At 45.8% G+C, this 25,344-nt stretch carries 24 protein-coding genes; 5 read left to right on the top strand and 19 right to left on the bottom strand.

Annotation, left to right across the window (positions count from 1 at the left end):
• Nucleotides 1–36: 36 nt before the first annotated feature.
• Nucleotides 37–570 carry a hypothetical protein gene (locus tag LKD46_RS11215; protein ID WP_022426876.1) on the bottom strand — a complete coding sequence of 178 codons (534 nt, stop codon included), beginning with the start codon at nucleotides 568–570 and terminating at the stop codon, nucleotides 37–39.
• A gap of 216 nt (nucleotides 571–786) precedes the next feature.
• Between LKD46_RS11215 and asnA the strand changes: the two genes are divergently transcribed.
• On the top strand, nucleotides 787–1,797 hold the full coding sequence (gene asnA, locus LKD46_RS11210; protein ID WP_022426875.1) for an aspartate--ammonia ligase: 1,011 nt from the start codon (nucleotides 787–789) through the stop codon (nucleotides 1,795–1,797).
• 48 nt (nucleotides 1,798–1,845) lie between these two features.
• Nucleotides 1,846–2,280 carry a CBS domain-containing protein gene (locus tag LKD46_RS11205; protein ID WP_021651604.1) on the top strand — a complete coding sequence of 145 codons (435 nt, stop codon included), beginning with the start codon at nucleotides 1,846–1,848 and terminating at the stop codon, nucleotides 2,278–2,280.
• Between the two features lie 90 nt (nucleotides 2,281–2,370).
• Here LKD46_RS11205 and nagB read toward each other — a convergent pair whose 3' ends face one another.
• The 6 genes from nagB to LKD46_RS11175 all read right to left on the bottom strand — a co-directional run bounded on the left by nagB (nucleotide 2,371) and on the right by LKD46_RS11175 (nucleotide 8,235).
• Nucleotides 2,371–3,111, bottom strand: coding sequence for a glucosamine-6-phosphate deaminase (gene nagB, locus LKD46_RS11200; RefSeq protein WP_022426874.1), 741 nt, complete (start codon nucleotides 3,109–3,111; stop codon nucleotides 2,371–2,373).
• Nucleotides 3,112–3,128: 17 nt separating this feature from the next.
• Nucleotides 3,129–3,968, bottom strand: coding sequence for a sugar phosphate isomerase/epimerase family protein (locus tag LKD46_RS11195; RefSeq protein ID WP_022426873.1), 840 nt, complete (start codon nucleotides 3,966–3,968; stop codon nucleotides 3,129–3,131).
• 55 nt (nucleotides 3,969–4,023) lie between these two features.
• A complete protein-coding gene (locus LKD46_RS11190) occupies nucleotides 4,024–4,863 on the bottom strand; it encodes a carbohydrate ABC transporter permease (RefSeq protein ID WP_022426872.1) in 840 nt (279 codons plus the stop codon).
• Entirely contained in the window at nucleotides 4,863–5,744 is an 882-nt protein-coding gene (locus tag LKD46_RS11185) for a carbohydrate ABC transporter permease (RefSeq protein WP_022426871.1), read from the bottom strand. The genes LKD46_RS11190 and LKD46_RS11185 overlap by 1 nt, the downstream gene beginning before the upstream one ends.
• A gap of 145 nt (nucleotides 5,745–5,889) precedes the next feature.
• Entirely contained in the window at nucleotides 5,890–7,134 is a 1,245-nt protein-coding gene (locus tag LKD46_RS11180; RefSeq protein ID WP_227574155.1) for an ABC transporter substrate-binding protein, read from the bottom strand.
• A 63-nt stretch (nucleotides 7,135–7,197) separates the two neighbouring features.
• On the bottom strand, nucleotides 7,198–8,235 hold the full coding sequence (locus tag LKD46_RS11175; protein WP_022426869.1) for a Gfo/Idh/MocA family protein: 1,038 nt from the start codon (nucleotides 8,233–8,235) through the stop codon (nucleotides 7,198–7,200).
• A 494-nt stretch (nucleotides 8,236–8,729) separates the two neighbouring features.
• On the opposite strand from LKD46_RS11175, the gene LKD46_RS11170 reads away from it, so the two are divergent.
• Complete coding sequence (locus tag LKD46_RS11170; protein ID WP_227574154.1) at nucleotides 8,730–9,935, top strand: ROK family transcriptional regulator; 1,206 nt, start codon at nucleotides 8,730–8,732, stop codon at nucleotides 9,933–9,935.
• Nucleotides 9,936–9,950: 15 nt separating this feature from the next.
• Nucleotides 9,951–11,009 (top strand): Gfo/Idh/MocA family protein, encoded by a 1,059-nt coding sequence (locus tag LKD46_RS11165; protein WP_022426867.1) that lies wholly within the window; start codon nucleotides 9,951–9,953, stop codon nucleotides 11,007–11,009.
• 95 nt (nucleotides 11,010–11,104) lie between these two features.
• Here the strand turns inward: LKD46_RS11165 and LKD46_RS11160 are convergent, their stop codons facing one another.
• From LKD46_RS11160 to LKD46_RS11150, 3 genes are all read right to left on the bottom strand, one after another.
• Nucleotides 11,105–11,848, bottom strand: a complete 744-nt coding sequence (locus LKD46_RS11160; protein WP_021651603.1) for an amino acid ABC transporter ATP-binding protein — start codon at nucleotides 11,846–11,848, stop codon at nucleotides 11,105–11,107.
• Nucleotides 11,835–12,527 (bottom strand): amino acid ABC transporter permease, encoded by a 693-nt coding sequence (locus tag LKD46_RS11155; RefSeq protein WP_059086976.1) that lies wholly within the window; start codon nucleotides 12,525–12,527, stop codon nucleotides 11,835–11,837. The genes LKD46_RS11160 and LKD46_RS11155 overlap by 14 nt, the downstream gene beginning before the upstream one ends.
• Nucleotides 12,528–12,671: 144 nt before the next feature.
• Complete coding sequence (locus LKD46_RS11150; RefSeq protein WP_118368815.1) at nucleotides 12,672–13,448, bottom strand: transporter substrate-binding domain-containing protein; 777 nt, start codon at nucleotides 13,446–13,448, stop codon at nucleotides 12,672–12,674.
• A 344-nt stretch (nucleotides 13,449–13,792) separates the two neighbouring features.
• Between LKD46_RS11150 and dapF the strand changes: the two genes are divergently transcribed.
• Entirely contained in the window at nucleotides 13,793–14,647 is an 855-nt protein-coding gene (dapF, locus tag LKD46_RS11145; RefSeq protein WP_118368816.1) for a diaminopimelate epimerase, read from the top strand.
• A gap of 63 nt (nucleotides 14,648–14,710) precedes the next feature.
• On the opposite strand, the gene LKD46_RS11140 is transcribed toward dapF, so the two are convergent.
• The 9 genes from LKD46_RS11140 to hflX form a co-directional block, all read right to left on the bottom strand.
• Nucleotides 14,711–15,025, bottom strand: a complete 315-nt coding sequence (locus tag LKD46_RS11140) for an AzlD domain-containing protein (protein ID WP_118368817.1) — start codon at nucleotides 15,023–15,025, stop codon at nucleotides 14,711–14,713.
• Nucleotides 15,015–15,734: an AzlC family ABC transporter permease gene (locus LKD46_RS11135; RefSeq protein WP_118368818.1), complete on the bottom strand. Its 720-nt coding sequence runs from the start codon at nucleotides 15,732–15,734 to the stop codon at nucleotides 15,015–15,017. The genes LKD46_RS11140 and LKD46_RS11135 overlap by 11 nt, the downstream gene beginning before the upstream one ends.
• 264 nt (nucleotides 15,735–15,998) lie before the next feature.
• Nucleotides 15,999–18,020: an ABC transporter permease gene (locus LKD46_RS11130; RefSeq protein ID WP_118368819.1), complete on the bottom strand. Its 2,022-nt coding sequence runs from the start codon at nucleotides 18,018–18,020 to the stop codon at nucleotides 15,999–16,001.
• Nucleotides 18,013–18,780 (bottom strand): ABC transporter ATP-binding protein, encoded by a 768-nt coding sequence (locus tag LKD46_RS11125; RefSeq protein WP_015526139.1) that lies wholly within the window; start codon nucleotides 18,778–18,780, stop codon nucleotides 18,013–18,015. Before LKD46_RS11125 ends, LKD46_RS11130 begins: the two co-directional genes overlap by 8 nt.
• A 186-nt stretch (nucleotides 18,781–18,966) precedes the next feature.
• Nucleotides 18,967–20,025 (bottom strand): sensor histidine kinase, encoded by a 1,059-nt coding sequence (locus LKD46_RS11120; RefSeq protein WP_114002100.1) that lies wholly within the window; start codon nucleotides 20,023–20,025, stop codon nucleotides 18,967–18,969.
• A gap of 7 nt (nucleotides 20,026–20,032) precedes the next feature.
• Complete coding sequence (locus LKD46_RS11115) at nucleotides 20,033–20,704, bottom strand: response regulator transcription factor (protein WP_022426863.1); 672 nt, start codon at nucleotides 20,702–20,704, stop codon at nucleotides 20,033–20,035.
• Between the two features lie 27 nt (nucleotides 20,705–20,731).
• Nucleotides 20,732–21,172 carry an ACT domain-containing protein gene (locus LKD46_RS11110; RefSeq protein WP_015526141.1) on the bottom strand — a complete coding sequence of 147 codons (441 nt, stop codon included), beginning with the start codon at nucleotides 21,170–21,172 and terminating at the stop codon, nucleotides 20,732–20,734.
• A 349-nt stretch (nucleotides 21,173–21,521) separates the two neighbouring features.
• Entirely contained in the window at nucleotides 21,522–23,894 is a 2,373-nt protein-coding gene (locus LKD46_RS11105) for a ribonucleoside triphosphate reductase (protein ID WP_118368820.1), read from the bottom strand.
• A 214-nt stretch (nucleotides 23,895–24,108) separates the two neighbouring features.
• Nucleotides 24,109–25,344: a GTPase HflX gene (hflX, locus tag LKD46_RS11100; RefSeq protein ID WP_110102952.1), complete on the bottom strand. Its 1,236-nt coding sequence runs from the start codon at nucleotides 25,342–25,344 to the stop codon at nucleotides 24,109–24,111.

Raw genomic sequence — 25,344 nt, 5'->3', positions numbered from 1 at the left:
CACTTAGTACTGCCTGATCTCACTGCAGAAATATTCTCACAAATTCGTTCCGATCCAGTCTGTAAGAAAATCCCATAATTTCGGAAGCAGAATGGCCAGTGTCACTATAAACCATATGATCCAGCCTGCCCCACTGCTTTTCTGATCTTTTTTTTGCTGTTTTTTTCCCTGATCTAAAACTTCTGCACGATTTCTGCCCACCGTTGTTTTATTCCTGGTATTAACTGCCGCTGCAGTCTTACGTCCGGCTGCTGCACCTGTATTCCGGCTTCCGGTTAGATTCCGATTCAAATCGGTATTGCGGCTTGCATTCGTATTCCGGTTTGCGTTCGTATTCCGGTTTGCATTCGTATTCCGGTTTACGTTTCCGTTATGTTGTGTTGTTTGATCAGCATCCTGTCCATACTGCCGCATCATATCCCGCACTTTGGCGGAAGCATGTTTATAATGTATCTCCCGGGGCTCATTCAGATGATATAACACCTCATCATTTCTGTAAGGCATCCCACATAATGAACACCTGCCATTTACAACCTTACCCCCACAAACCTGACACCTTTGACCTGCCATAAGCTCCCTCCATTCTATCCGTCAAAACGGATATTTATATTTCCGTCGTAAACATAAGCATTCTTTTTTCAGTATATCACACCAGGCATTTAATACCCAGTATTTTTCTACGATACCCCAAAAGACTTCCCCTCTCATTATATTGCCACTCCACCCATTTTCTGTTATAATACCCCACAGAGCAATAAGCCTAAAAATCATCAGGAGGAGCCGATAATGAATACAATCACAATCCCCGCAACCTATCATGCAGACCTGAACCTCCATGACACACAGATTGCGATCAAAACAGTAAAAGATTTCTTCCAGCAGACACTCTCCCAGAAGCTGAACCTTCTTCGAGTATCCGCTCCAACATTTGTAGCACCGGAATCCGGCCTTAATGACAACCTTAATGGTGTAGAGCGCCCGGTAAGCTTTGATATCAAGGCTATCGAAGGAAGCAACGCCGAGATCGTACACTCCCTTGCCAAATGGAAACGCTACGCACTGAAAAAATACGGATTTTCTCACGGAGAAGGTCTTTACACAGATATGGTAGCCATCCGCCGGGATGAAGATCTGGACAATATCCACTCTGTTTACGTAGACCAGTGGGACTGGGAAAAGATCATCTCCAAAGAAGAACGTTCCATGGAGACTCTCAAGGAAACCGTACGCACCATTTACAGTGTCCTTCGTAAAACTGAGAAATACATGGCTGTACAGTATGACTACATCGAGGAGATCCTTCCAAAGGATATCTTCTTTATCACAACTCAGGAGCTTCTTGACATGTATCCGGACTGCACACCGAGGGAACGTGAATATCGGATCACCCGTGAAAAGGGCGCTGTCTTCCTTATGAAAGTCGGCAAAACCCTCACCAACGGCGAACGCCACGACGGACGTGCCCCGGACTATGATGACTGGGAACTGAACGGTGATATCCTCGTATACTATCCGGTACTTGACATTGCCCTTGAGCTTTCCTCAATGGGAATCCGTGTTGACGAGGACGCACTTGACCGTCAGCTTACCGAAGCAGGCTGTGATGACCGAAGAGAGCTTCCATTCCAGAAAGCAATCCTGAACAAAGAGCTTCCGTACACCATCGGTGGTGGTATCGGACAGTCCAGGATCTGTATGTTCTTCCTTCGTAAAGCACACATCGGAGAAGTACATGTCTCTCTCTGGCCGAAGGAGATCACAGATGCTGCAGAGACACACGGACTTCAGCTTCTCTAAAACAGCCTACAGATTTATTTATAATTTTCGCGGAAATGAGGTAATAACGTGAACATTCTGTTTTTTCTGATTCCCAAAAGCGAAGTAGCCTACATCTTTGAGGATGAAACTCTTCGCCAGACCCTCGAAAAAATGGAGCACCGCAAGTACTCCTGCATTCCTATCCTCACCATGGACGGCAAATATCTCGGCACCATCTCAGAGGGAGATCTCCTCTGGGGCATGCGCCGTGCAGATATCCACGACATCAAGGAAACAGAGGGAATCCCAATCATGGCGATTCCACGCCGTGCCACCTACAAACCGGTCCATGCAGATTCCAATATGGAAGATCTCCTGGATCGCGCCATTAATCAGAACTTCGTACCGGTGGTAGATGACCAGGGCTCCTTCATCGGAATCATAACCAGAAAATCTATCATCAAATACTGTTACAACGAAATAAAAGCCGCACAAAAAACTGCCGGTGAAGAAATCCACTGAGCAGCGGAAAGAAAAAGGATGGCTTCCGTTCCTGCACAGGTAGGAATCGGAAGCCATCCTTTTTTGATCCGGCAGTTGTATTCCGGATTTTTATTTTATTTTTTCGCGGATCATACTCAGTGCATCTTCATCTGCCACAACCGTGAGATCCGGGTGAAGCTGCAGGATAGATGCCGGAACCTTCGGTGTGATCGGTCCGTACAGGGAATTATACAGGGCTTCTGCCTTGGATGTTCCCGTTGCCACAAGAAGGATCTTTTTTGCAGCCATGATATTCCCGATTCCCATAGTGTAGGCCTGTTTCGGGACCTCATCCATGCTTTCAAAAAACCTTGAATTGGCCCTGATGGTACTTTCTGTCAGATCCACACAATGGGTTTCTTTTTCAAAGGCATCTCCTGGTTCATTGAAGCCGATGTGTCCGTTCCCGCCGATACCAAGCAGCTGCATATCCACACCTCCGGTTTGCCGGATGATTTCGTTATACTGTGCACATGCCTTATCGCTATCCTCTTCCAGTCCGTCAGGCACAAAGGTCCGTGCTTTGTCAATATTTACATGGTCAAAGAGATTATGATCCATAAAATAGCGGTAGCTCTGGTCATTGTCGCCGGAAAGTCCCTTGTACTCATCCAGATTCACACTTGTCACCCTGGAAAAATCCAGATCCCCTTTTTTGTACCATTCTACCAGTTGTGCATACATGCCCACAGGCGTGGAACCGGTAGCCAGTCCAAGAACTGCATCCGGTTTCATGATAATCTGTGCAGACATGATATTGGCTGCTTTTCTGCTTACATCCTGATAATCTTTTCCTGCGTAAATAATCATAGTTTTTTCCTCAGCTCTTATTCTGCGATCAGTTTATCCAGAAGCTCCTTGGCCATACGGATATCTTTTTTCTGTTCCTCACCGGAGATCTCACGCTCAATGGTAATATCTCCCTGATAACCGATCTCTTTCAGCTTTGCAATAAATGCAGAATAATTTACTTTACCCTGGCCAAGGGGAACCTCATCACCCAGATGATGTCCATCTGTTGGATATTTTCCATCTTTTCCGTGAATTCCCATGACATACTCACCGAAAACCTCCAGAGCATCTACCGGATTTGCCTTTCCGTACATGATCAGGTTTGCAGGATCAAGGTTAATTCCCACATTTCCTTTTCCGACAGCTTTCTCAATATCCTGGATCGCACGCTTTAATGTTACAGGAGTCTCCTGTCCTGTTTCAAACAGGAAGTTCTGACCATTTTCCTTACATTTTTCCACAATAGCCTTACATGCAACCAATACTTCCTCGTATTTCGGGTCGTATGGATTTTCCGGCATATAGCCAACGTGTGTTGCCAGGTCTGTCACATGGATCTTTTTCGCAAAGTCAGAACCTTCCATAAGCATCTTCAGTCTCTCAACTCTGTAATCAGACGGAATCAGGCCAAGTGTCAGCTGTCCTTCATAGAAATCCCATACTCTGCGGCCTTCCCATCCGCACCAGAATGCGGTTGCGTGGATCCCGTATTTCTCCAGACCTTTATTAATAGCCTCTGCCATAGCATCGTCCTGAAGTGTTGGACGATCCCAACATACCAGCTGGCAGCTATCCACACCCATTTCCTTCAGCTCCGCAAATTTTGCATCAATATCTGTATTGCTTGTAAATTCGATCAAAACTCCAACTTTCATAGGTTCTGTTCTCCTTCCAGTATTATCTCATATTATACTACTTATACCACCAAGATCAGCCTTTTACCGCACCGGCAGTAATACCACCTACAATATGCTTCTGCATCACAACAAAGAAGATAAGACTCGGTATCATGGACATTACGATTCCGGGAAGTGCATGCTCCCAGTCTGCTGTCTGTGCGGAAAACTGCATGTACAGTGCATTCTGGATATTCATTGCCACTGTGTTTCCGCCAACGATCAGCTGGTTGGTGATGATATCATTCCAGGTTGCCAGTGCATCCAAAACAACGACCGTCGTGAGGATCGGTTTCAGAAGCGGAAGTACAATGCTGAAATAGGTGCGGATCTTACCTGCGCCGTCAATACATGCACACTCTTCCAGATCGATAGGAACATTTTTTACAAATCCATGGATCATGTATACTGCCAGAGGCATACATAAGCCCACACTTACCAGAATATATCCGGTTCTTGTTCCAGTCAGTTTCACGTTGGAAACCAGTCTTGTCAAGGTGATCATGTAAGACTGGAACGGAACCATCATCGGCATGATGATCAGAACAAAGCATATTTTGCTAAGTCTGCTTTTTGTTCTTGCGAGCTTATAGGCTGCCATCGGCGCCATAAGCACTACCAGGATGACAGTGCAGAATGTATAAAGCAATGTATTAAAGATCAGAGACGGGAAACCGAATTTCGTCCAGGTCTCCATATACATCTTCAGGCTCCATGACTTGGGCAGAGCCAGAAAGTCCTGCAGCATATCATTATAGGGTTTAAATGAGTTTATAAAGATCAATACCAGCGGCATCAGCCAGAAGATCGCACATACAAAAATAATGATCGTCAGTGCATTCACCTGCCGCAGGTTCTTTGGTTTCTTCTTCATTATGCCTCAACCTCCTTACTCTTGGTAATCTTCATCTGAATTGCTGTAATGATCAGAACAAATACTACAAATACAAGAGATTTGGCAGTAGCAAGACCATATTTGCTGTTAACAAAAGCTTCCTTATAAATATTATACGCAACGGAAACAGTTGAATTCGCAGGTCCGCCCTTTGTAAATACCATGATAATATCGAATAACTTAAACGCAAATGTCATTGATGTCAGCATACAGATCGAGATCGCAGGCATGATCATCGGAATTGTGATCTTGCGGAATACCTGGAAAGAGGTTGCTCCGTCGATTCTTGCCGCTTCCAGAAGCTCTCCCGGAACTGCAATGATTCCTGCGATATAATTGACCATGTAAAAACCAAGATTCTGCCATACTGCCATGACAACAACTACATAAAAAGCAAGCTTCGGTGTTCCAAGCCAGCTCCAGTTAAAGAATTCCCATCCTGTAACACTGTAAAGAGCCTCAAAGCCAGGTCCCAGGATAAATTTCCAGATCAGACTGATCGCTGTCAGACTGATGATATAAGGAATATAATAAAAAGCACGACCAAGACTGTTCACTTTGTTCTCACGTGCCATTACGACAGCGACTGTGAGAGAAACAATGTTTACGATAACAACATAAAATACTGCAAATTTAAGAGTAAATCTGACACCTTTCCAGAAAAGCGGGTCAGCAGTAAAGATCTTCACATAGTTGGCAAGTCCTACAAATTCCATGTTCTTGCCGATTCCATTCCAATTAAATACCGAATAGTACAGATTCATTACAAATGGAATATCTGTGGCAAACAGTACAAAAACGACTGCCGGAAAGACAAACAATGCAAAAATTGCCAGATCCTTTGTTTTTTTGTTTTTCAATCCTATCCCCTCCAGAAATTCATTTTTTCTTTGGTTTATATTTGGGAAACAGGCAAAGCTGCTGCCTGTCTCCCTCTTTTGTCAGTTACATTCCGTCAGCCCAAAATCAACAAATCTGTTTCTCTTCGGCTCCTGGAGTTCCTTGTTACTCTGCTGATGTCCAGAAATCCTGGAAGAGCTGTGTTACTTCATCTGCGCTCATGTCTCCAAGCATGTAAGACTGGAGATACGGACCACACTCATCTGCGTAGCTGCCAGGAGCAATCGTGTGGATCCAGCCGTTTGTCTTTCCAGCGTCGATATAGGTCTTGGCATCATTTGCAAGAGCGCCGGTCACTTCCATATCAGACTTTGCACCAGGAACAGCTCCTACACCTTCTGCCATCCATTTCTGGCCTTCTTCGGATGTAAGGATAAACTCACAATACTCTTTTGCAAGATCCAGATTCTTGGAATCTTTATTTACAATATAAGTCCAGTTACAGGAGGATAATACAGTTGCATCATCTTCACCGGCGCCTACCGGGAATGGAAGAAATGCAAGATTTGCATCCGGATTAAAGGAATCCAGTGTAGACTGGCACCAGTCACCCATATGGATCATAGCTGCATCGCCGTTTGCAAGCATATTCTCTGATGTCTCCCAGTCAACCTCAAGCGGCTTGTCCGGACCATACTCTACAGCAAGATCAAGGAACTTGTAAAGGTTCTCCCAGTTAGGCATATCTGCAAATGCTGTCTCACCGGATTTGATCGCATCTACTGTCTCAGCAGCTGTTTTGTCTTTGTCGATCATGAAATGTGTTGCAACCTGTCCTAATACCCATGTTTCCTTTGCAGCAAGTGCAAACGGAGTGATGCCTGCATCCTTCAGCCTCTTGCATGCCTCTTCCAGCTCATCCATGTTTGTCGGAAGCTTGTCGATACCAGCTTTCTCAAAGCAGTCCTTGTTGTAGATCAGGCCCATGTTCTCATAGGTCCATGGAAGAGATTTTACATTTCCCTCGTCATCTTTTCCAAGGTTTACAGCGTCCTCATTGAACTTGTCCAGAACTTCTGTATCATTGCTCCAGTCGTAAGCATAATCATAGTACATTTTCGCTTTTGTTCCGGCCTCAGCATCAAATACGTCTGGTGTATCACCGGAGTTTACTCTGGACTGAAGCAGTGTGTCGTAATCGTTGGCTGCATGCTGTACATCAACAGTCACACCCGGATGTGATTTCTCGAAGGCTTTTACCATCTCGTCATATTCTTCCAGACCATAAGCATGTGCATCAAATACATTCAGTGTTACATTTTCTTCAGCATGTGCAGTTACCCCTCCTGCAACTACCATTGATGAGATCATTGCTGCTGATAACAGAATAGAAATCACTCTTTTTTTCATTTGCATATCCTCCTTTTGAATAGCTTTTTTTATTTTTCTCACTGCCTTTCAGTGAAAATTTCATTATTTGTTTTCGTGTGTGTTTACATACTCTTTTGCCGCATTCCACTCTTTAATCCCAAGCTGTACGGATCTTACTCCTTCGATCAAAGGAGCAACCTCTACAGGTTTATCTTCTCTGACGCATTCCTGGAAATATTTGATCTCTGTATAATATGGTCCCAGATTGGAGACATTGATTCCCGCCACATCACTCTCGCCTTCATATTCAGCTTTGAGCTCTGGCGTCTCCACAGTTCCGTCTTTCTTATATACTGTCAGGCTCGGTGACTGAGCACCGTTAAATTCTATCGTAGCATCCTCAAAATGTGCACGGAACGCTGCATGGAACTTCATTGCCGATGACTCATCCCAAATACCCTCTGCTGTAGCAAAAACATCTCCGAATTCATACTCCGTGATGATATGATTGATCATGCCACTTTCAAATCTGCTGGCTTTTACCTGGAAGCTGTCCGGCTCACCCAGCATATAACGCAGAAAATCAAGATCATGCACGTGAAGATCCAGCACAACGGAACCACTCTTTTCTTCATTATGGAACCAATCCTCAAATCCCCATTTCACATCTCCGCTGATACGCTCCATAGTAATGGATTTCAGCTTTCCGAATTTTTCTGTGTCGTAAGCTTCCTTCAGATATTTATATTCCTCAAAGGAACGTACTACCTGTCCTACCATAACCTTCTTCCCGGATCTTTTTTCTGCTTCAAGAAGCATCTGGCAATCCTCTTCGGTCAGACATACCGGTTTTTCCACCAGTACATTCATCCCTTTTTCCAGTGCCTTCACTGCATGTTCTGCATGCAGATAGCTTGGAAGACAGATATGTACAATATCCAGCTGCTCCTTTTCGATCAGTTCCATTCCGTATTCATATGTGGCAGCTTCCGGAAAATATGATGCCGCTTTGTCCAGAAATTCTTTTCTGCAGTCAGACAGGGCAACTACCTCAACATCATCCTCTTTTTCTGATAAGACTTTCAGGGATAAGTAATGAGTCGTTCCCATTCCGCCGCATCCAATCACGCCTATTCTCATCTCTCTACCTCTCTTTATTTGTCCAGTGGCCTAACTAATATTTCAAAAAATAAAAGTTTTTTGCAAAAACATCTGTGTTTCTTGTTACAAACTCTCTTTTTTGCTGTTCTTAGCTTGGATTTAGGATAGCATTCTTTGCCGTATCTGTCAACATTCTTTCCCGTTTTTTCGTCTTTCAATGTGCATTTCTTCTATAATAAACAATATCTCGAGTATTTTTTGTGCATTTTGCACATTTGTAATCAATTATTTCTATCACTGTACTATTTATCTCCGTTTTTTTACCAGTCTTCCGAAAAAATGCCTGTATTATATTGCTCTTCATTTTAGAATTGTCGTATTTTTATATTTTTCCTTCTATAAATAGTCAATATTTTCTTTGTACAGCCACATATTGATTATTTTCTGCATCTATGATAGGATATATTTAGTACGGAGACTTTACCATTTTTCGGTACCGTTTATTTTTAAAGGATTGGAGATGAAAAGAAACTATGAAACTTGTTAATCAGCAGGTTATTAAGAACACGAATATGAAACGGCTCTATACTTCCATCTATTCCAGTCCCGGAATATCCAGAGCACACCTTGCCAAGCAAACGAAGCTCAGCAAAACAACCGTATCTACTCTTGTAGATGAACTGATCGAACGGGGATTCATTGTGGACAACGGTATCGGAGAATCCGACAGCATCGGACGTAAGCCGAACTGCCTTCAGGTCCGGATGAACAGCTACTACGTTGTTGTCATGAACTGGCATGAAAATGCTGTCGAAGCTTATCTTGTGGACATTGCCGGTACTTCCGTCTTTCATGAATCACGGAAGCTTTCCGAAGACGAAAATCATGTCGCATGCTCCGGCTCCTGTTTCCAGGAATCCATTCTGGAACACTGTGCTCCTGACCGTATCCTTGGCATCTGCATAGTAATGTCCGCCATGATCGACGCCTCCAGCAATGAAGTATATTCCACGACCCTGAATCTGCCTTCCATGGAAAGCACTCAGATCATTAAATCTCTGAAGACTGCATTCCCGGGATACCCGGTTGATCTTCTCAATGATACCGCCTGCTATTCCTACGCGGAAAAGGTCTATGGCAATATAAAAGAGAAAAATTTTGCTTTTCTCAATTTCGGCCGCGGCATCGGTGCCACCCTTTTCACAGAAGGAAACATGCTTGGAACTGCCAGTGGTTCCTCTACCCAGTTCGGCCATTATTCCATCGATCCTCACGGTCCGGAATGTATCTGCGGAAATCACGGATGTCTGGAAGTTATGATCTCGGAGCAGGCTCTGAAAAACAGGATCCCGGAATTCGGACAGATTCCATCCTTAAGCGCACTTTCAGAAATCACCTTCTCAGATCTGGGAAAGGCTGCCACCTTCCGCGATCCAACCGCTCTTGCTATGGTAAAGGAGATGGCATGGGAGCTGTCCATCGCCCTGAGTAATCTGATCAGTACCGTAAATCCATCTCTGATCGTTCTTGGCGGAAAGATTCCGGATCTTGGCGAATATTTTCTCAATGAAGTACGGGAAGACCTGAAAAAAACCGGGTTCCGCAGGATGGTAGATAACGTGACTGTCCGTTACTCCCAGCTCCAGAGTGATTCGTTCCTGAACGGAGCCATGAAATACTTTTTTGATATCCACTATTCTTTTACAAATCAGGATCCGACGAATTTTTTTATCGGATGATATAAGGAGGAAGCCATGAAAAAACTGAAAGCTGCTATTGTAGGCTGCGGCCGTATTTCCGTCTCTTATGCGGATGCATTCCATCGTCTCAGCGATGAAGTAGAATTAGCATATGCCGTTGACAAAGATCCAGCTCTTGCCAAAGCCTTTGCAGAGGAATTTAACTGTTCCTGGACTACGGACTTTGATGAGATCCTGGATAAGGATATTGATGTGGTACATCTCTGTCTGCCGCATTTCCTGCACCCGGTCATGGCCATCAAAGCCATGAAAGCCGGCATTAACGTCCTTACCGAAAAGCCCATTGCCACCTGTCTTCAGGATGCAGACAGAATGATCCGTACCGCCGAAGAAACTCATGTAAAGCTGGGCGTTATCTTCCAGACCCGTTACACAAAAAGTGTAGAAAAGCTCCGCGAAATGATCCAGCGGGGTGATTTCGGAAAAATCCTTACCGCACGTTCCTATCTGACCTGGAACCGTCCGCTCGACTATTACAGCGGAAGTGACTGGAAGGGAACATGGGACAAAGAGGGCGGCGGTGTTCTCATCGACCAGGCGATCCACAGCATTGATCGTGTTCGATATATGCTGGATTCCGATGTGGAATGGATCGACGGAAGTGTTCATAATTATGTTCATCATTTTGTAAAAGTGGAGGATGCCGCAGACGCTGCTATCATGTTTAAAAACGGCTGTCTTTACAATCTCTATGCCTGCAACATTTACGGAGCCGATTCCCCGATCAATATTGAACTGATCGGAGAAAAAGGACGCCTGGGTCTTAAGCAGGACATGGGCTATTACGAGCTGGACGGCACCTATGCCGAGATCCGAAACACTTATGAGACCACAAATGTGGGCCCTGATTACTGGGGAAGCAGCCATCACCTGCAGATCCGTGACTTCTACCGTTCTGTCCGTGAGGATCTTCCTGTTGCCATCGACGGACTGGAAGGCAGAAAAACCCTTGAAATGGTAAAGGGCATCTACCTTTCCTCTGCCAGAAGAGAACGCATCTCTCTCCCCTTTGAGGATGTAACCTACAGTGATCTGAACCAGCCGGTGAAATAACTACGTCACTATTCTGTAACTATAAAAAACGGATGCTTTATCTCCTGCAGCATTTCCACAGGAGGATAAAGCATCCGTTTTTAATATTCTTATATTTATAATGTCTTTGAAAGAAACTCTCGAAGTCTCTTATTCTTTGGATTTGCAAAGAATTCCTTAGGAGAATTTTCTTCCTGGATCTTTCCTTCATCAATGAAGAGGACTCTGGTTGCCACCTCGCGGGCAAAGCCCATCTCATGAGTTACCACAACCATGGTCATGCCGGATCTTGCAAGCTCCTGCATCAGTTCCAGGACCTCTCCTACCATCTCCGGATCAAGAGCAGATGTAGGCTCATCAAACAGCATCACGTCCGGGTTCATGGCAAGAGATCTTGCAATGGCGATACGCTGCTTCTGACCGCCGGAAAGCATGTCCGGATAGGAATCTGCCTTATCCGGAAGACCTACTCGCTCCAGAAGCTCCAGTGCCGTTTTTTCAGCCTCTTCCTTACTCATAAGATTCAGAGTCACAGGTGCGAGCATAATGTTCTCTTTTACTGTCTTATGTGGAAAAAGATTAAACTGCTGGAATACCATTCCGATCTTCTGACGATGACGGTTGATATCCACCTTGGAATCTGTGATGTCGGTTCCCTCAAAGAGGATTTTTCCCCCGGTCGGCTCCTCAAGGAGATTCAGGGAACGGAGGAATGTAGATTTACCACAGCCGGATGGTCCGATAATGGCTACTACTTCACCTCTGCGGATCTGTGTGGTGATCCCGTTGAGAACCTGATTGCCGCCATAGGCCTTTTCAAGTCCCTGTACATCCAGAAGCACTTCATTACTTACGCTCATTGGTTCTCAGCCTCCTTTCAAGTCTTCCTACCAGATAGGTAAGGAAGCAAACGATCACAAGATAGATCGCAGCTACTACCAGCAGCGGGAACAGTGCACTGTAGGTCTGGCTTCGGATAATGTCTCCGCCACGGGTCAGATCCATAAGTCCGATATAACCACTGATGGATGTCTCCTTCAAAAGTACGATCAGCTCGTTTCCAAGGGCCGGCAGGATGTTCTTGACCGCCTGCGGAAGAATGATCTTGATCATAGTCTGTGTATAGTTAAGACCCAGGCTCCGTCCTGCCTCAAACTGTCCCTGATCAATAGACATGATACCGGAACGGACGATCTCAGCCACGTATGCAGCAGAGTTCATACCAAAGGCGATAATGGCAACAACTATCTTACCCGGATCTATGGTTGCAAAAATAACATAAAATACGATCAGCAGCTGTACCATCGTTGGGGTGCCACGGATCACAGTCAGATAAACACGACAGATCACATTAAGGATCTTAAGCTTACCTGTCTTATCATGTGTAGAACGGACAATAGCAATGACAAATCCCAGAAAAATACCAAGAAGTACAGCAAAAAAAGTAATGATGATGGTATTTTTCAGACCGGACAAAATGAACTGCCAGCGATTGTCGTCCAGAAAGTTAAACTGAAACTGTTCAATAAGACTCAAAATTTCCACCCTTTCCAAAACTACAGGTTCCGAAATCCGGAAAACATACCCGGATATCCGGAACCTGATCATTCGCTACTGAACCCTGCAACGAATATCTGTTTCTCAGCTTATCCGCTCAGAATCCTCTGATTCCTCTGTGCAAAATTATTTCTTTACAATAACAACCTGCTCTGCAGTTGTGTACGGATCAGTGAAATCAACGCTCTTTTTACGATCCTCTGTTACTGTCATTCCTGCAGCACCGAAATCAGCTTTTCCGGATTTAACAGAATTTACGATCGCATCAAACTCCATATCCTCGACCTTCAGCTCATATCCAAGCTTGTCGCAGACAGCCTGAGCGATATCAACATCAATACCTACGATCTTATCTCCGTCATAGTATTCGTATGGCTGGAAGGTTGCGTTTGTTGCCATGGTAAGAGTTCCCTTGGAGTGATCTGCATCCTTAGGAGTCTCATATGGTGTCTTACCTGCATCATCACCGATATAGTTATCTCTGATGGAATCCAGAGTTCCGTCATCCTTCAGCTCCTTCAGAGCCTCGTTAAACTCTTTGGTAAGGTCTGCATTATCTTTGGAAAGACAGATCGCATACTCCTCTTTGTCAAAAACGCCCTCAACGATCTCAAGATCATCATTTTTCTCAACAAATTTCTTAGCAGGCTCGCTGTCGATCACTACACAGTCAACCTTGCCCTGTTTCAGAGCCATAACAGCATCGTTACCTTTGTTGTATCTCTCTACTGTTGCGTCTTTAACCTCTGTAGCGTCTGCATCACCGGTTGTTCCAAGCTGAACACCGATCTTCTTACCCTCCAGATCATCTGCGCTCTTGATCTCATCTGCTGCAAAAACAGCGGATGTCATAGAAACTGTCATAGCTGCTGCAAGTGCAAGTGCCATAAATTTTCTCTTCATTTTTTCTTCCTCCTGAATTCTATGTACTTTACGTTAACTGTCTCTCTGCTTGTAACAGCACAATCCGTAATGTACAGCATAATTATACATCTCCATGCATATTACTTTGTTTTATGATACCATGTTTCTGACAAAATGCAAGCACATAAAATCCATAAATACGAAAATCCACTTCTAATTTACCGGAATTTCACAGGGAAAATTCACTTTTCGATAACAATTGTCCAGTATACTATACTATTAAAGGCAACAAATGGAAAAAACCTGCGTGTTTTTTCCATGGGGTCTTGTGTTCCAACAGAAAAAACAAGTATAATATTCAGAAACAAGAGGAGGTTACTATTATGAAATTCACGAAAATGCACGGCATTGGAAACGATTATGTATATGTAAACTGTTTTGAGGAGACTGTTAAGGATCCGGCCGCAGTGGCAAAATTTGTCAGCGACCGTCATTTTGGCATTGGTTCCGATGGGCTGATCCTGATCCGCCCGTCTGAGATCGCAGACTGCGAGATGGATATGTACAATCTGGACGGCTCTCAGGGTGCCATGTGCGGAAACGGTATCCGCTGCGTTGCCAAATATGTCTATGACCACGGCATTGTGGACAAAACTTCTTTAAGCATCGCCACAAGAAGCGGTATCAAATATGTGGATCTTGCCATCCGCGACGGCAAGGCCTCCATGGTAAAAGTCAACATGGGCTCCCCGATTCTCACTGCAAAAGAGATCCCGGTGGTTGCCGAAACCGAGCAGGTGATCGACGCCCCCATCACTGTCGCTGGAAAAGAATATCACATGACCGCAGTTTCCATGGGTAATCCTCATGCCATCATCTACGTAGACGATGTGGACAGCCTTGACCTGGAAAAGATCGGCCCGTCCTTTGAAAATCACGTATGCTTCCCGGACAGAGTCAACACTGAGTTTGTTCAGGTGATCGACCGCCACACCGTAAAGATGCGTGTATGGGAGCGTGGCTCCGGAGAAACCCTTGCCTGCGGCACAGGCGCCTGCGCAGTTACGGTAGCTTCCATCCTCAATGACAAGGTTGACGGCAGTAAGCCGGTTACTGTACAGCTTCTTGGCGGAGACTTAAACATCTCCTGGGAAAGAGATGAAAACCTTGTATATATGACAGGACCTGCAACTACGGTGTTTGACGGAGAGATCGATCTTGGATTTTTAGGTGAATAGATGAAAACGGAGGGAGCTTTTCGAAGCTCCCTCCTGCGTATTATATTTCCGCATATCCCCTCTTCAAATAAATACCAGAACCCTCTCCACGATAAACACCGCCGCACATGCCAGCAGGGCTACTGTGATCAGGCTTTTTTCCTTATATGCAGCAATAAGTGCTACCAGGAAACCTGCTGCACCGGAGATGATGCTGTCTGTGGCCTTCAGGATGGCCGGGAAGGTCATGGCTGCCAGACAGGCATATGGCACATAATACAGAAAGGACTTGATAAACGGGCTTCTGATCTCTTTTTTTGCAAGAGCAAGGGGCAGCATACGGATGAGATAGGTGACAATTGCCATCACCAGGATATAGAGATATACATTATGACTCATGAACGGCTTCCCCTTTCTCTTCCAGCGGGCAGAAATAAGCCGCCAGGCCTGCTACCAGAAGTGTTGTGATAATGATCATAAATCCGGATGATACCTGTTTTAACACCGGTGTCACCGCAAAAACAGTACTGACTGCCATGGATGCCGCAACAACCCCAAGAACCGGTCTGCTCTTTTTGGACGGCGGGATGATGATGGCCAGGAACATTCCGTAAATGGCAACGCTCAACGCACTAAGCATAAAATCCGGCAAAAGGCTTCCGGAGATTCCTCCTGCCAGAGTTCCAAGAGTCCATCCGGGAATTGCCACGCACATGGCTCCGTAATTATAAAATACACTGACCTTTCCCTCCTGAGCCGCACTGATCCCGAAAATTTCATCGGTGATACCAAAAGCAGCGATGTATTTCAGGATACCGGACTCTTCACGCCGGAATTTCTGGGACAGGGAAAATGACATCAGGCAGTATCTCAGGTTGATGATCAGCTGGGTCATTGCCATCTCCCACATGGAGCCTCCCGCAAAAATAATGTCCAGTCCCGCAAACTGACCGGCCGATGTCAGGTTGGTCAGGGAGATCAGAACTGCCTGCCAGATACTCAAGCCGCCGGCAACAGCCATCATGCCAAAGGTAAAGGATACCGCAAAATATCCAAGAGCGATGGGAACTCCATCCTTCATACCTTTTCTGAAACTTTCTCTTTTCATCGATTTCCTCCATTGTATGTACATTCTGTTATAAAACGCAACTATGAAAAGCACCTTTGCAGGCTTCTCCGATCTGTGCAGCGATCACCAGCGTCTCGTCTTACAGCGATCCAATAAATTAGTGCATCGCTATAGTTCGTTGTACATGTAAATAAGAGCGTGCCCGGAAACTTTTCTGCTTCCTGACACGCCCCTTTATTGTAGCATTGCCATATCAAAACTTCAATACTTCACAGCAAACACAGCTGTGCTTTTTCACCGATTTTATGCTTTTTCCACTATTTTATAGTAAGATCTGGCTGTCATGGAGTAGATCAGTCCATAGACCAGCGCAAAGGCCAGAACCGTTCCCGCAGTGCAGCCCACGTACAATTTTGTATTGGCCATTCCGAACAGCAGCAGGAGCCGGCGGATCAGCGGAAATGCCATGGAAATATGCACCATTGCCATCACAAGCGGGATAAAAAATACCAGAAGGATCTGTCTGCGGATAGCTCCTTTCACCTCTCTGCGGCTCATACCTACTTTCTGCATGATCTGGAACCTTCTCTGATCTTCGTAGCCCTCTGAGATCTGTTTGTAGTAAATGATCATCGCCGTTCCCATAAGGAACAGTGCTCCCAAAAAGATTCCAATAAACAGGGTCGTTCCATTATCTACATAATACGTTTCGTACTCACTCTGGCGGACACCACCGATCACGATGGTATTCTCTGAAAAGCCACCGCTTCTGCAGTAATCTTTCAGTGCCTGATAAACAGCCTGGCCATACCGGATCCTTTCCTCCCCGCTGCCACGGATATCTACACCCAAATGAACTGTGAGATCTTTTCCAGCCTCGTAGGCATCAAGACCTTCATACATCTTTGTCCGAAGCCCGTCAATATACTCGAAATCGGAATCCGTCACAACAATTGCCGCCATATTGGATACCAGATTGTTCATGGCACTTAAAGGTGCTTTTTCCAGCCATTTTTTTACTGCAAAATCCCGGTCATCAATTTTTAATATGTCTTTTTCCTTTTCAGACGGATACCAGGCAAAGATCTCGCCGTCGTGAAGATCTGTTTTTTCACCGGTAAGTTTCTCATACTCAGACTGACGGATCGTATACAGATCTACGGATTTTCCATCTTCTGAGTAACTGTAAGCCTGTCCGATCATAATACCGTTTTTTTCCTGCCTGCAGCCGATCTCGAGATAAGTTTCGTCCACTGTTTTTTCTGCCGGCACCTGATCATTTTTGATTGCCTGTGCAAAAACTTTCTGAATCTGTTCACTCTGTTCCTGGCTGATGCCCGAAATCCTGGCATCCGTATCAAAAGGATACCGGTTCACCATGATGTCACCCATTCCAAAATACAGCGACACAGTCATAGAAAGAAGCAGGAGCACTCCTGTACTTAAAATACAGATGCTGGCCAGGCCTGCCGCATTTTGTTTCATACGATAGATCATGCCGGAGACACTGATAAAGTTGCCAGTTTTATAGTAGAACTTTTTGTTCTTTCGCAAAAGTTTCAGGATTACAATGCTTCCTGCGGTAAAAAGAAGATACGTTCCTGCCATAACCAGAATCACTGCCAGAAGAAAAATGAAAATTGCCTGGATTGGGGATTCCGTGGTTACTGCCAGATAATATCCCACTCCAAGAGAAATCATCCCCAGAAGTGCCATGAGCCATTTTGCCCGGGGCTCCTTCTCTCCTGTGTTTCCGCCTCTCAGAAGTTCTATGGGGTTATTCATCCTTACTCTGGTAAGATTCAGTGCCAGAATAACAAGAAAAATCCCTCCAAATCCTGCGATGCAAAACAGGATTCCTGTAATGGAAACATAAAATCCCAGCACTGCCGGAACATGAAGAAAACGGAAAAGCAAAAGCAGGGAGAGCTTGCTTCCAAGGATGCCAATCCCGATCCCTGCCGTCAGAGAAAGCAGCGAAGTCATGATTGTTTCCAGAAACATCACTTTTCCGATATGGCCTTTTTCCAGTCCCAGAATGTTGTAAAGCCCGATTTCTTTCTGTCTGTGTTTCATGAGAAAACTGTTGCTGTAGATCAGAAAGATAACGCAGAAAATTCCAACAACCACTTCACCGGTTCCTACGATCATCCTCACTTCTGCTGCCTGGGGCACTGCTTTCTCCAATGTGGGACAGTCCCGCAGAAATTCCATCATATACATCATGGCAATGCAGAAAATGCAGGTAAGCATATAGGGAACATAGGTGCTCCGGTTATTCCGGATGTTCTGCACTGCCAGTTTTCCAAACATTCCTTTACGCATAGGTCTCACCGCCTGTCGTAAGGATCGTCAGGGTATCTGCAATCATCTGGTACATTTCCTGTCTTGTTTTTGTGCCACGGTAGATCTGGTGGAACACTTCGCCATCCTTGATAAAAAGTACTCTGGATGCGTGGCTGGCGGCCTGCGCGCTGTGAGTTACCATGAGAATGGTCTGGCCTTCCCGATTTACCTCATTGAACATGGAAAGAAGATCGGAGGCTGCACGGGAATCCAGGGCTCCGGTCGGTTCGTCCGCAAGGATCAGCTTCGGATCTGTGATCAGTGCCCTTGCAACTGCTGCTCTCTGCTTCTGTCCGCCGGAAACCTCGTAGGGGAATTTTTCCAGAAGCTGGTTGATGTGAAGGGCTTTTGCAATGGGACGGATCTTCTGCTCCATCTCCTGATAATCTTCCCCTGCCAGCACGAGAGGAAGATAAATATTGTCCCGGAGGCTGAAGGTGTCCAGAAGATTGAAATCCTGGAACACGAAGCCTAAGTTCTTCCGACGGAATGCGGAAATTTCTTTTTCTGTCAGGTGAGTAATGCTTTTTCCTTCCAGAAGCACTTCGCCGGATGTGGGGCGGTCCAGGGCTGCCAGAATATTCAGAAGTGTTGTTTTTCCGGAACCGGACTCTCCCATGATCGCCACATATTCTCCTTCTTCCACCGAAAATGTCACATTGAAAAGTGCCTGCACTTTATTTCCGCCGAAGCGGGTGCTGTATATCTTTTTTACATTTGTTACTTCCAGTAATGCCATACGCTAATTCCTTTCTTATCTGTATTTACAGCGATCCAGGGAGTCGTGCATCATGTTCTAAAGCGATCGAACCTGATGTAAGAATTACCCGAAACGCTATGTTATGGTTTCAGTATAAGAAAATTCTCCGGCGGCTGCCATCGAAGTAGCTTACATTTTACGGAGGAAGCTTACATTTGTGTAAGGTTAATACATCTCCAGATCTTTTTTCCACAGGCTCATCCGAACTTCCGTGCCTTTATCCACCTGGGAATCCACAGTGATCTCGTGACCCAGTTTTCTCAGGATCTTCCGGCTTAAATACAGACCGATCCCGGTAGCACGGTTGTCCTCCCGTCCATTGACGCCTGTGTAGCCTTTTTCGAAGATGCGCGGAAGATCCTCCGGCTGGATTCCGATGCCGGAGTCTGCGATGACCAGAGTTGCCGGGGCCGTATTACAAATCCCCGGGGCCGTATTCTGCTTCAAATTTGGATTCTCAGATACCCTGTTTCCACGCTCATCCTCCAGCCAGATTTCAATGCCGCCCGTTCTTGTATATTTCAACGCATTGGAAAGAATCTGTCCAATGACAAAACCAAGCCATTTTTCATCGGTAAGAACGATCGCATCTGTCCCCTCATATGATAACGAAAGCTTTTTTGACACAAAGATCCCTGCGTATTTATGGATCTGCTCCCGGATGATCCGATCCAGCGAGCATCGGGTCAGCTTCAGATCGGCAGACATGTCCTCCGTGCGAAGGTAGCCCAGCACCATCTCCACATACTGTTCAATGCGAAAAAGCTGTGCCAGGGACTCCCGGTTCTCCTCCGGCTCCTCCCGAAGCAGCAGGCGTAGAGCAAAGATCGGCGTCTTGATCTGATGTGCCCACATAGTGTAGTAATCGGTCATTTCTTCCAGAGAACGCTGCCGTTCTGTCTCCGCACCCATCCGCATGCCGTCCAGTTTCCGGATGATATCCCTGTAAAGAAGCTCCACCTCATCGGTGGTCTCGCCCAGCCGGTCCAGATTAATCTCCGGAGCTTTTTCCACCAGGATTAAGTTCTGCACCTTCTGTCTGTAACAGGCATAACCGTATAAAAAAACGGCAGCTCCTGCTCCCAGCCACAGAACTGCCAGATAGACCGCCGCCTCCAGGGGAAGCTGGTACAGGCAGATCACTGCTGTCGACACAGCCGCCATAAAAACACAGGCGATGAAAAAAATTTTTGTCTGTTTTAAATATGCTCGAAATGATTCCATAAAAACCTCACACCATATATCCAAGACCTTTTCGCGTGATGATAAAATCCACAAGGCCTGCCGCCTCCAGTTTTTTGCGAAGGCGTGTAATGTTTACGGTCAGGGTGTTGTCATCCACAAAGCTGTCACTTTCCCACAGTTTTGTCATAATGGCATCTCTGGATACCGGTTTCCCTGCCTGGGAAAAAAGCAGTTCCAGGATACGCAGTTCATTTCTGGTCAGTTCCGTCTCCTCCCCGTTCCAGGTCAGTGTCGCTCTGGAAAGATTGAGAACCGCGCCTTTATGTTCCAGGACATTTCCCGGGTTTCCGAAGGAATAGGTTCTGCGGAGGATTGCCTGGATCTTGGCCACCAGTACGTCCATATCAAAAGGCTTGGCAATAAAGTCATCGGCTCCACGGCTCATGGCCATGACCATGTTCATGTTATCCGCTGCGGAGGAGATGAAGATCACCGGCACCTGGGAAACCTTTCGGATTTCCTCACACCAGTGAAAGCCATTATAAAATGGAAGTTTCAGATCCAGAAGAACAAGCTGAGGATCTTTCCCCGCAAATTCCTGCAGTATATTGGAAAAATCCTCAGCCAGAAAAACGTCATATCCCCAGGAACTGAGATGCTTTTTCAGAAGATTCGCGATTGTTTCGTCATCTTCTACAATAAAAATACGATACTTCATTCCTGTTTGTCCCTTTTATGCGATTGATTACGCCTCTGCTTCTCCATCCGGATCTACCAGGCGGTTCAGAACCTGGAATCCATTGTTACGGAGAACACTCTCTGCAACCAGAAGATCCTCACAGTGCATGATCGCTACCGGAACTTTCAGGCCTCTGTGGAAGAAGGTGTAGATGTAATGAAGGTTTACGTTGCTGTCGCCCATGACACTAAGAAGCTTGTCTAACCCACCGATCTCATCCTGAAGGTCTACCAGGATAGCCTGTGTGATACGAGTCATGTATCCATGCTCAGCCATGATCTCATCTGCTCTTTCCGGATTGTCGCATACCATACGGAAGTTTGCAAACTCCGGTGCGTCAAAGCAGCCGAAACCGTAGATATCGATCTGATTCTCTGCAAGAATCTTTGTAACTTTCTGAAGACTGCCTGGAGTGTTTTCTACGAAGACGATGTTCTGTTTTACCATAATAATTTTCCTCTTTTCTGTTATTCTTTTTTATTTTCTTTTTTTATTTTAGCATGAAATTTGGTGGAAGTGAATCCCTTCCCCAGCGGGGCCCTTCCGGGATGGAGCGTTTCGCGTATACATTCATACGTTAAAGCGTAACGCTTTTAATCATTAAATTCAGGTATAAGTATACCCATCTCGACATGAAATGTCAACCATCTTTTCCAGGCCCCAAATCTCAAACATAAAATATCATAACATAAAATATCATAACATAAAATTCCCAATATAAAAAAGGCCAGACACACATCCAACAGACATGCGTCCAGCCATCCATTTTTTACTTACAGTTATTTTGGCAAAAAACTCAATCCAACTCTTCGTCTACATACTTCTGTATATTAGAAGCATTCACATACTTCCTAACCTTCGCCCCGTCAGTAATGACAAGCGTCGGCGCCTGACGGATCCCATACTGCTTGACAAGCTCGGGATTCTGCTCAGCATCGATGATCTCCAGCTCTTCGCCTTCCAGCATTTTCTTTGCCATACGGCAGTTCGGACAAGTGCTGGTCGTAAAAAGATATTTATGAGATTCCACAGGCTGGATCTCCACTTCGTCACCCTTCATGGTCATCACACTGGTGTGGACCTTTTTCAGCTGGGAATGGGTAATATCATAGAGGGTACGGTTCTTGTACTCCTGGGTCTTACCATCGTTCCAGTTCTGTACAGGACGGTAATATCCTGTGATACGGCTGTAAACCTCAGCCTTCTTTCCACATTTCGGGCAGGTGAAATGCTCGCCGCTGATGTAGCCATGCTCCTGACATACGGAATAGGTCGGTGAGATGGTGTAATAGGGCAGGCGATAATTCTCTGCGATCTTACGTACCAGCGCTGCCGCTGCCTTCCAGTCCGGAAGCTTCTCCCCAAGGAATGCATGGAATACGGTTCCTGAAGTATACAGAGTCTGCAGATCGTCCTGAATATCCAGTGCATCAAAAATATCCGCAGTGTAATCAACCGGCAGATGAGAGCTGTTTGTGTAATACGGAGTGTCGCCCTCTTTTCCTGCTGTTTTGATATCCGGATAACGGCTTCTGTCGTGTTTGGCAAGACGGTATGCAGTGGACTCTGCCGGTGTTGCCTCCAGATTGAAAAGCTCTCCCGGATACTGCTCCTGATAGTCTGAAAGACGGTTTCTCATATGCTCCAGAACCTCTTTTGTAAACTTCTGGGTTTCCGGATCTGTCATGTCTTTTTTCAGCCAGCAGGCATTTAAGCCCGCTTCGTTCATTCCCACAAGGCCGATGGTGGAAAAATGATTGTCAAAGCTTCCAAGATATCTCTTCGTGTACGGATACAGTCCCTCCTCCAGAAGCCTGCTGATCACATCTCTCTTGATGTGAAGAGATCTTGCGGAGATATCCATCATGTGGTCCAGGCGCTGATAAAATTCCTTCGGCGTTCTGGAAAGGTATGCGATACGCGGCATATTGATGGTAACAACGCCTACAGAGCCTGTGCTCTCACCGGAGCCAAAGAATCCACCACTCTTTTTGCGGAGCTCACGGAGATCCAGACGGAGGCGGCAGCACATGCTGCGGATGTCGCTTGGCTTCATATCACTGTTGATATAATTGGAAAAATACGGAGTACCGTACTTGGAAGTCATCTCAAAGAGAAGACGGTTGTTCTCGGTATCAGACCAGTCGAATTCCTTTGTGATGGAGTAGGTCGGGATCGGATACTGGAATCCACGTCCGTTGGCATCTCCCTCGATCATGGTCTCGATAAATGCCTTATTGACCATATCCATTTCTTTCTTACAGTCTTTGTATTTGAAATCCATGTCCTTGCCGCCTACGATAGCCGGAAGCTCTGCAAGGTCGTCCGGAACGGTCCAGTCCAGTGTAATGTTGGAAAATGGTGCCTGAGTGCCCCAGCGGCTTGGAGTATTTACGCCATATACAAAGGACTCAATGCATTTCTTAACCTCCGGATAGGAAAGGTTGTCTGCCTTTACAAAAGGTGCCAGATAAGTATCAAAGGATGAAAATGCCTGTGCGCCCGCCCATTCGTTCTGCATGATACCCAGGAAATTCACCATCTGGTTGCAGAGTACACTTAAATGCTTTGCAGGTGCAGAAGTGATCTTACCCTCAATACCACCAAGTCCCTCTCGGATCAGCTGCTTCAGGGACCAGCCTGCACAGTAACCGGTCAGCATGGACAGATCATGGATATGGATATCTGCATTTCTGTGTGCATCTGCGATCTCGTTGTCGTAGATCTCAGACAGCCAGTAGTTTGCGGTAACTGCTCCGGAGTTGCTTAAGATCAGACCTCCTACAGAATAAGTAACCGTTGAGTTCTCCTTTACACGCCAGTCCTCAACCTTTACATAGCTGTTTACGATCTCTTTATAGTCAAGGATGGTGGATTTCATATTGCGGATCTTCTCACGCTGCTTACGATAAAGGATATACGCCTTGGCAACATCAGAATATCCGGCCTGGATCAGTACGTTCTCCACACTGTCCTGGATATCCTCAACAGAAATCCGGTTGTTCTCGATCTTATTCTGAAAATCCGCTGTAACACGAAGTCCCAGAAGATCGATCATATCCGAACTGTAATTCTTACCTTTGGCATCAAATGCCTTATCAATTGCCGCGGTGATCTTCCCCATTTTAAATTCGTCTAATTCACCGTCTCTTTTTACTACCTGAAACATAAGAAAATGCCTCCCTCATGCATTTATTTATAAGCGGATATTCCATTCCGCCTCACTTGCCTGCTTACGAACACACTCCGTTTCCCGATCTGTGTTCAAAGCGCTGTAGGCTTATTGTATCAGACACGCCTCTTTGCGTCAACATAAAAAGTACCATATATAGTGCCCGTTTTGTTCACGGTACTATATATGGTACTGAGTGGATATTTTAACATTATGTGACTTTCGGATAGATTTCCCGCGGAACTCTTGCTTTTACAGCAATCCCTCCTTCGGTATACTCTTCCGAAAGAAGCTGTCCATACTCACGGATCAGCTGGATCTGACCGGCCTCCGAATAAGGAAAAAGCCGTTCCATATAAATCTGTCCTTCTGCCAGTATCTCAGAAAGAAGCTGCTTAAATTCCTCAAGCCCCTCTCCTGTCCGTGCGGAAATCTTCAGCGTATGGTCTGCCCGGAGATCCCGAAAGTTTTCCCCGGAAACACGGTCCTGCTTGTTAAAAAGTGTGATCGTCTTTTTTCCCAGAGCACCAAGCTCTTTCAGGGTTTCATATACGATATGCATCTGTATCTCCGCCTGAGGATTGGATGCATCTACCACATGAATGATATAATCCGCATATTTGGCTTCCTCCAGGGTACTCTTGAAGGCTTCCACCAGATTGTGGGGAAGCTTGCGGATAAAGCCTACGGTATCCGTAAGAAGAAGCTGCTGTCCATCATCCAGTGTCAGAAGACGGGTAGTCGGATCCAGTGTGGCAAACAGCTTATCCTCCGAAAGCACCGAAGCGCCTGTCAGTGTATTCAGAAGCGTTGACTTTCCTGCATTGGTATAACCGACAATGGCTGCTGTCTTCAGATTTCCCACAGCTCTTCTGGAACGGATCAGCTCTCTGTGCTTTTCTACCTGGGAAAGCTCCTGCTTCAGTGCGGATATCCTGTTCCGGATCAGACGACGGTCTGTCTCCAGCTTTTTCTCACCAGGGCCTCTGGTTCCGATTCCTCCTCCAAGTCGCGAAAGAGAAGAACGTAGTCCCACAAGACGTGCAGACCGGTAACGAAGCTGTGCAAGCTCTACCTGGATCTTGCCTTCACTTGTGACGGCACGCTTCGCAAAAATGTCAAGAATCAGCAGGGTACGATCCATAACCTTGCACTCCAGCTCCCGCTCCAGATTATTCATCTGGGCAGGAGAAAGCTCATCGTCACAGATCACACCATTGGCATCCAGGGCATAGAGAAGACCTTTTACCTCTTCGATCTTGCCTTTTCCGATATAGGTGCCCGGATGTACGGCCTCACGATTCTGAATGATCCTGCCTGCAACCGCCGCACCTGCCGTAGCCGCAAGTTCTCCAAGCTCATCCAGGGATTCCTCCATGTCATCCCCCCGATCTGCCTGGACACCGATCAGGATAACCCTGTCCTGTATTTCCTCAAAATATTCCAT

It is taken from the genome of Blautia fusiformis (assembly GCF_020686995.1).
Classification (GTDB): Bacteria; Bacillota; Clostridia; order Lachnospirales; family Lachnospiraceae; genus Blautia_A; species Blautia_A fusiformis.
This window is presented reverse-complemented; position numbering and strand designations above follow the sequence as displayed.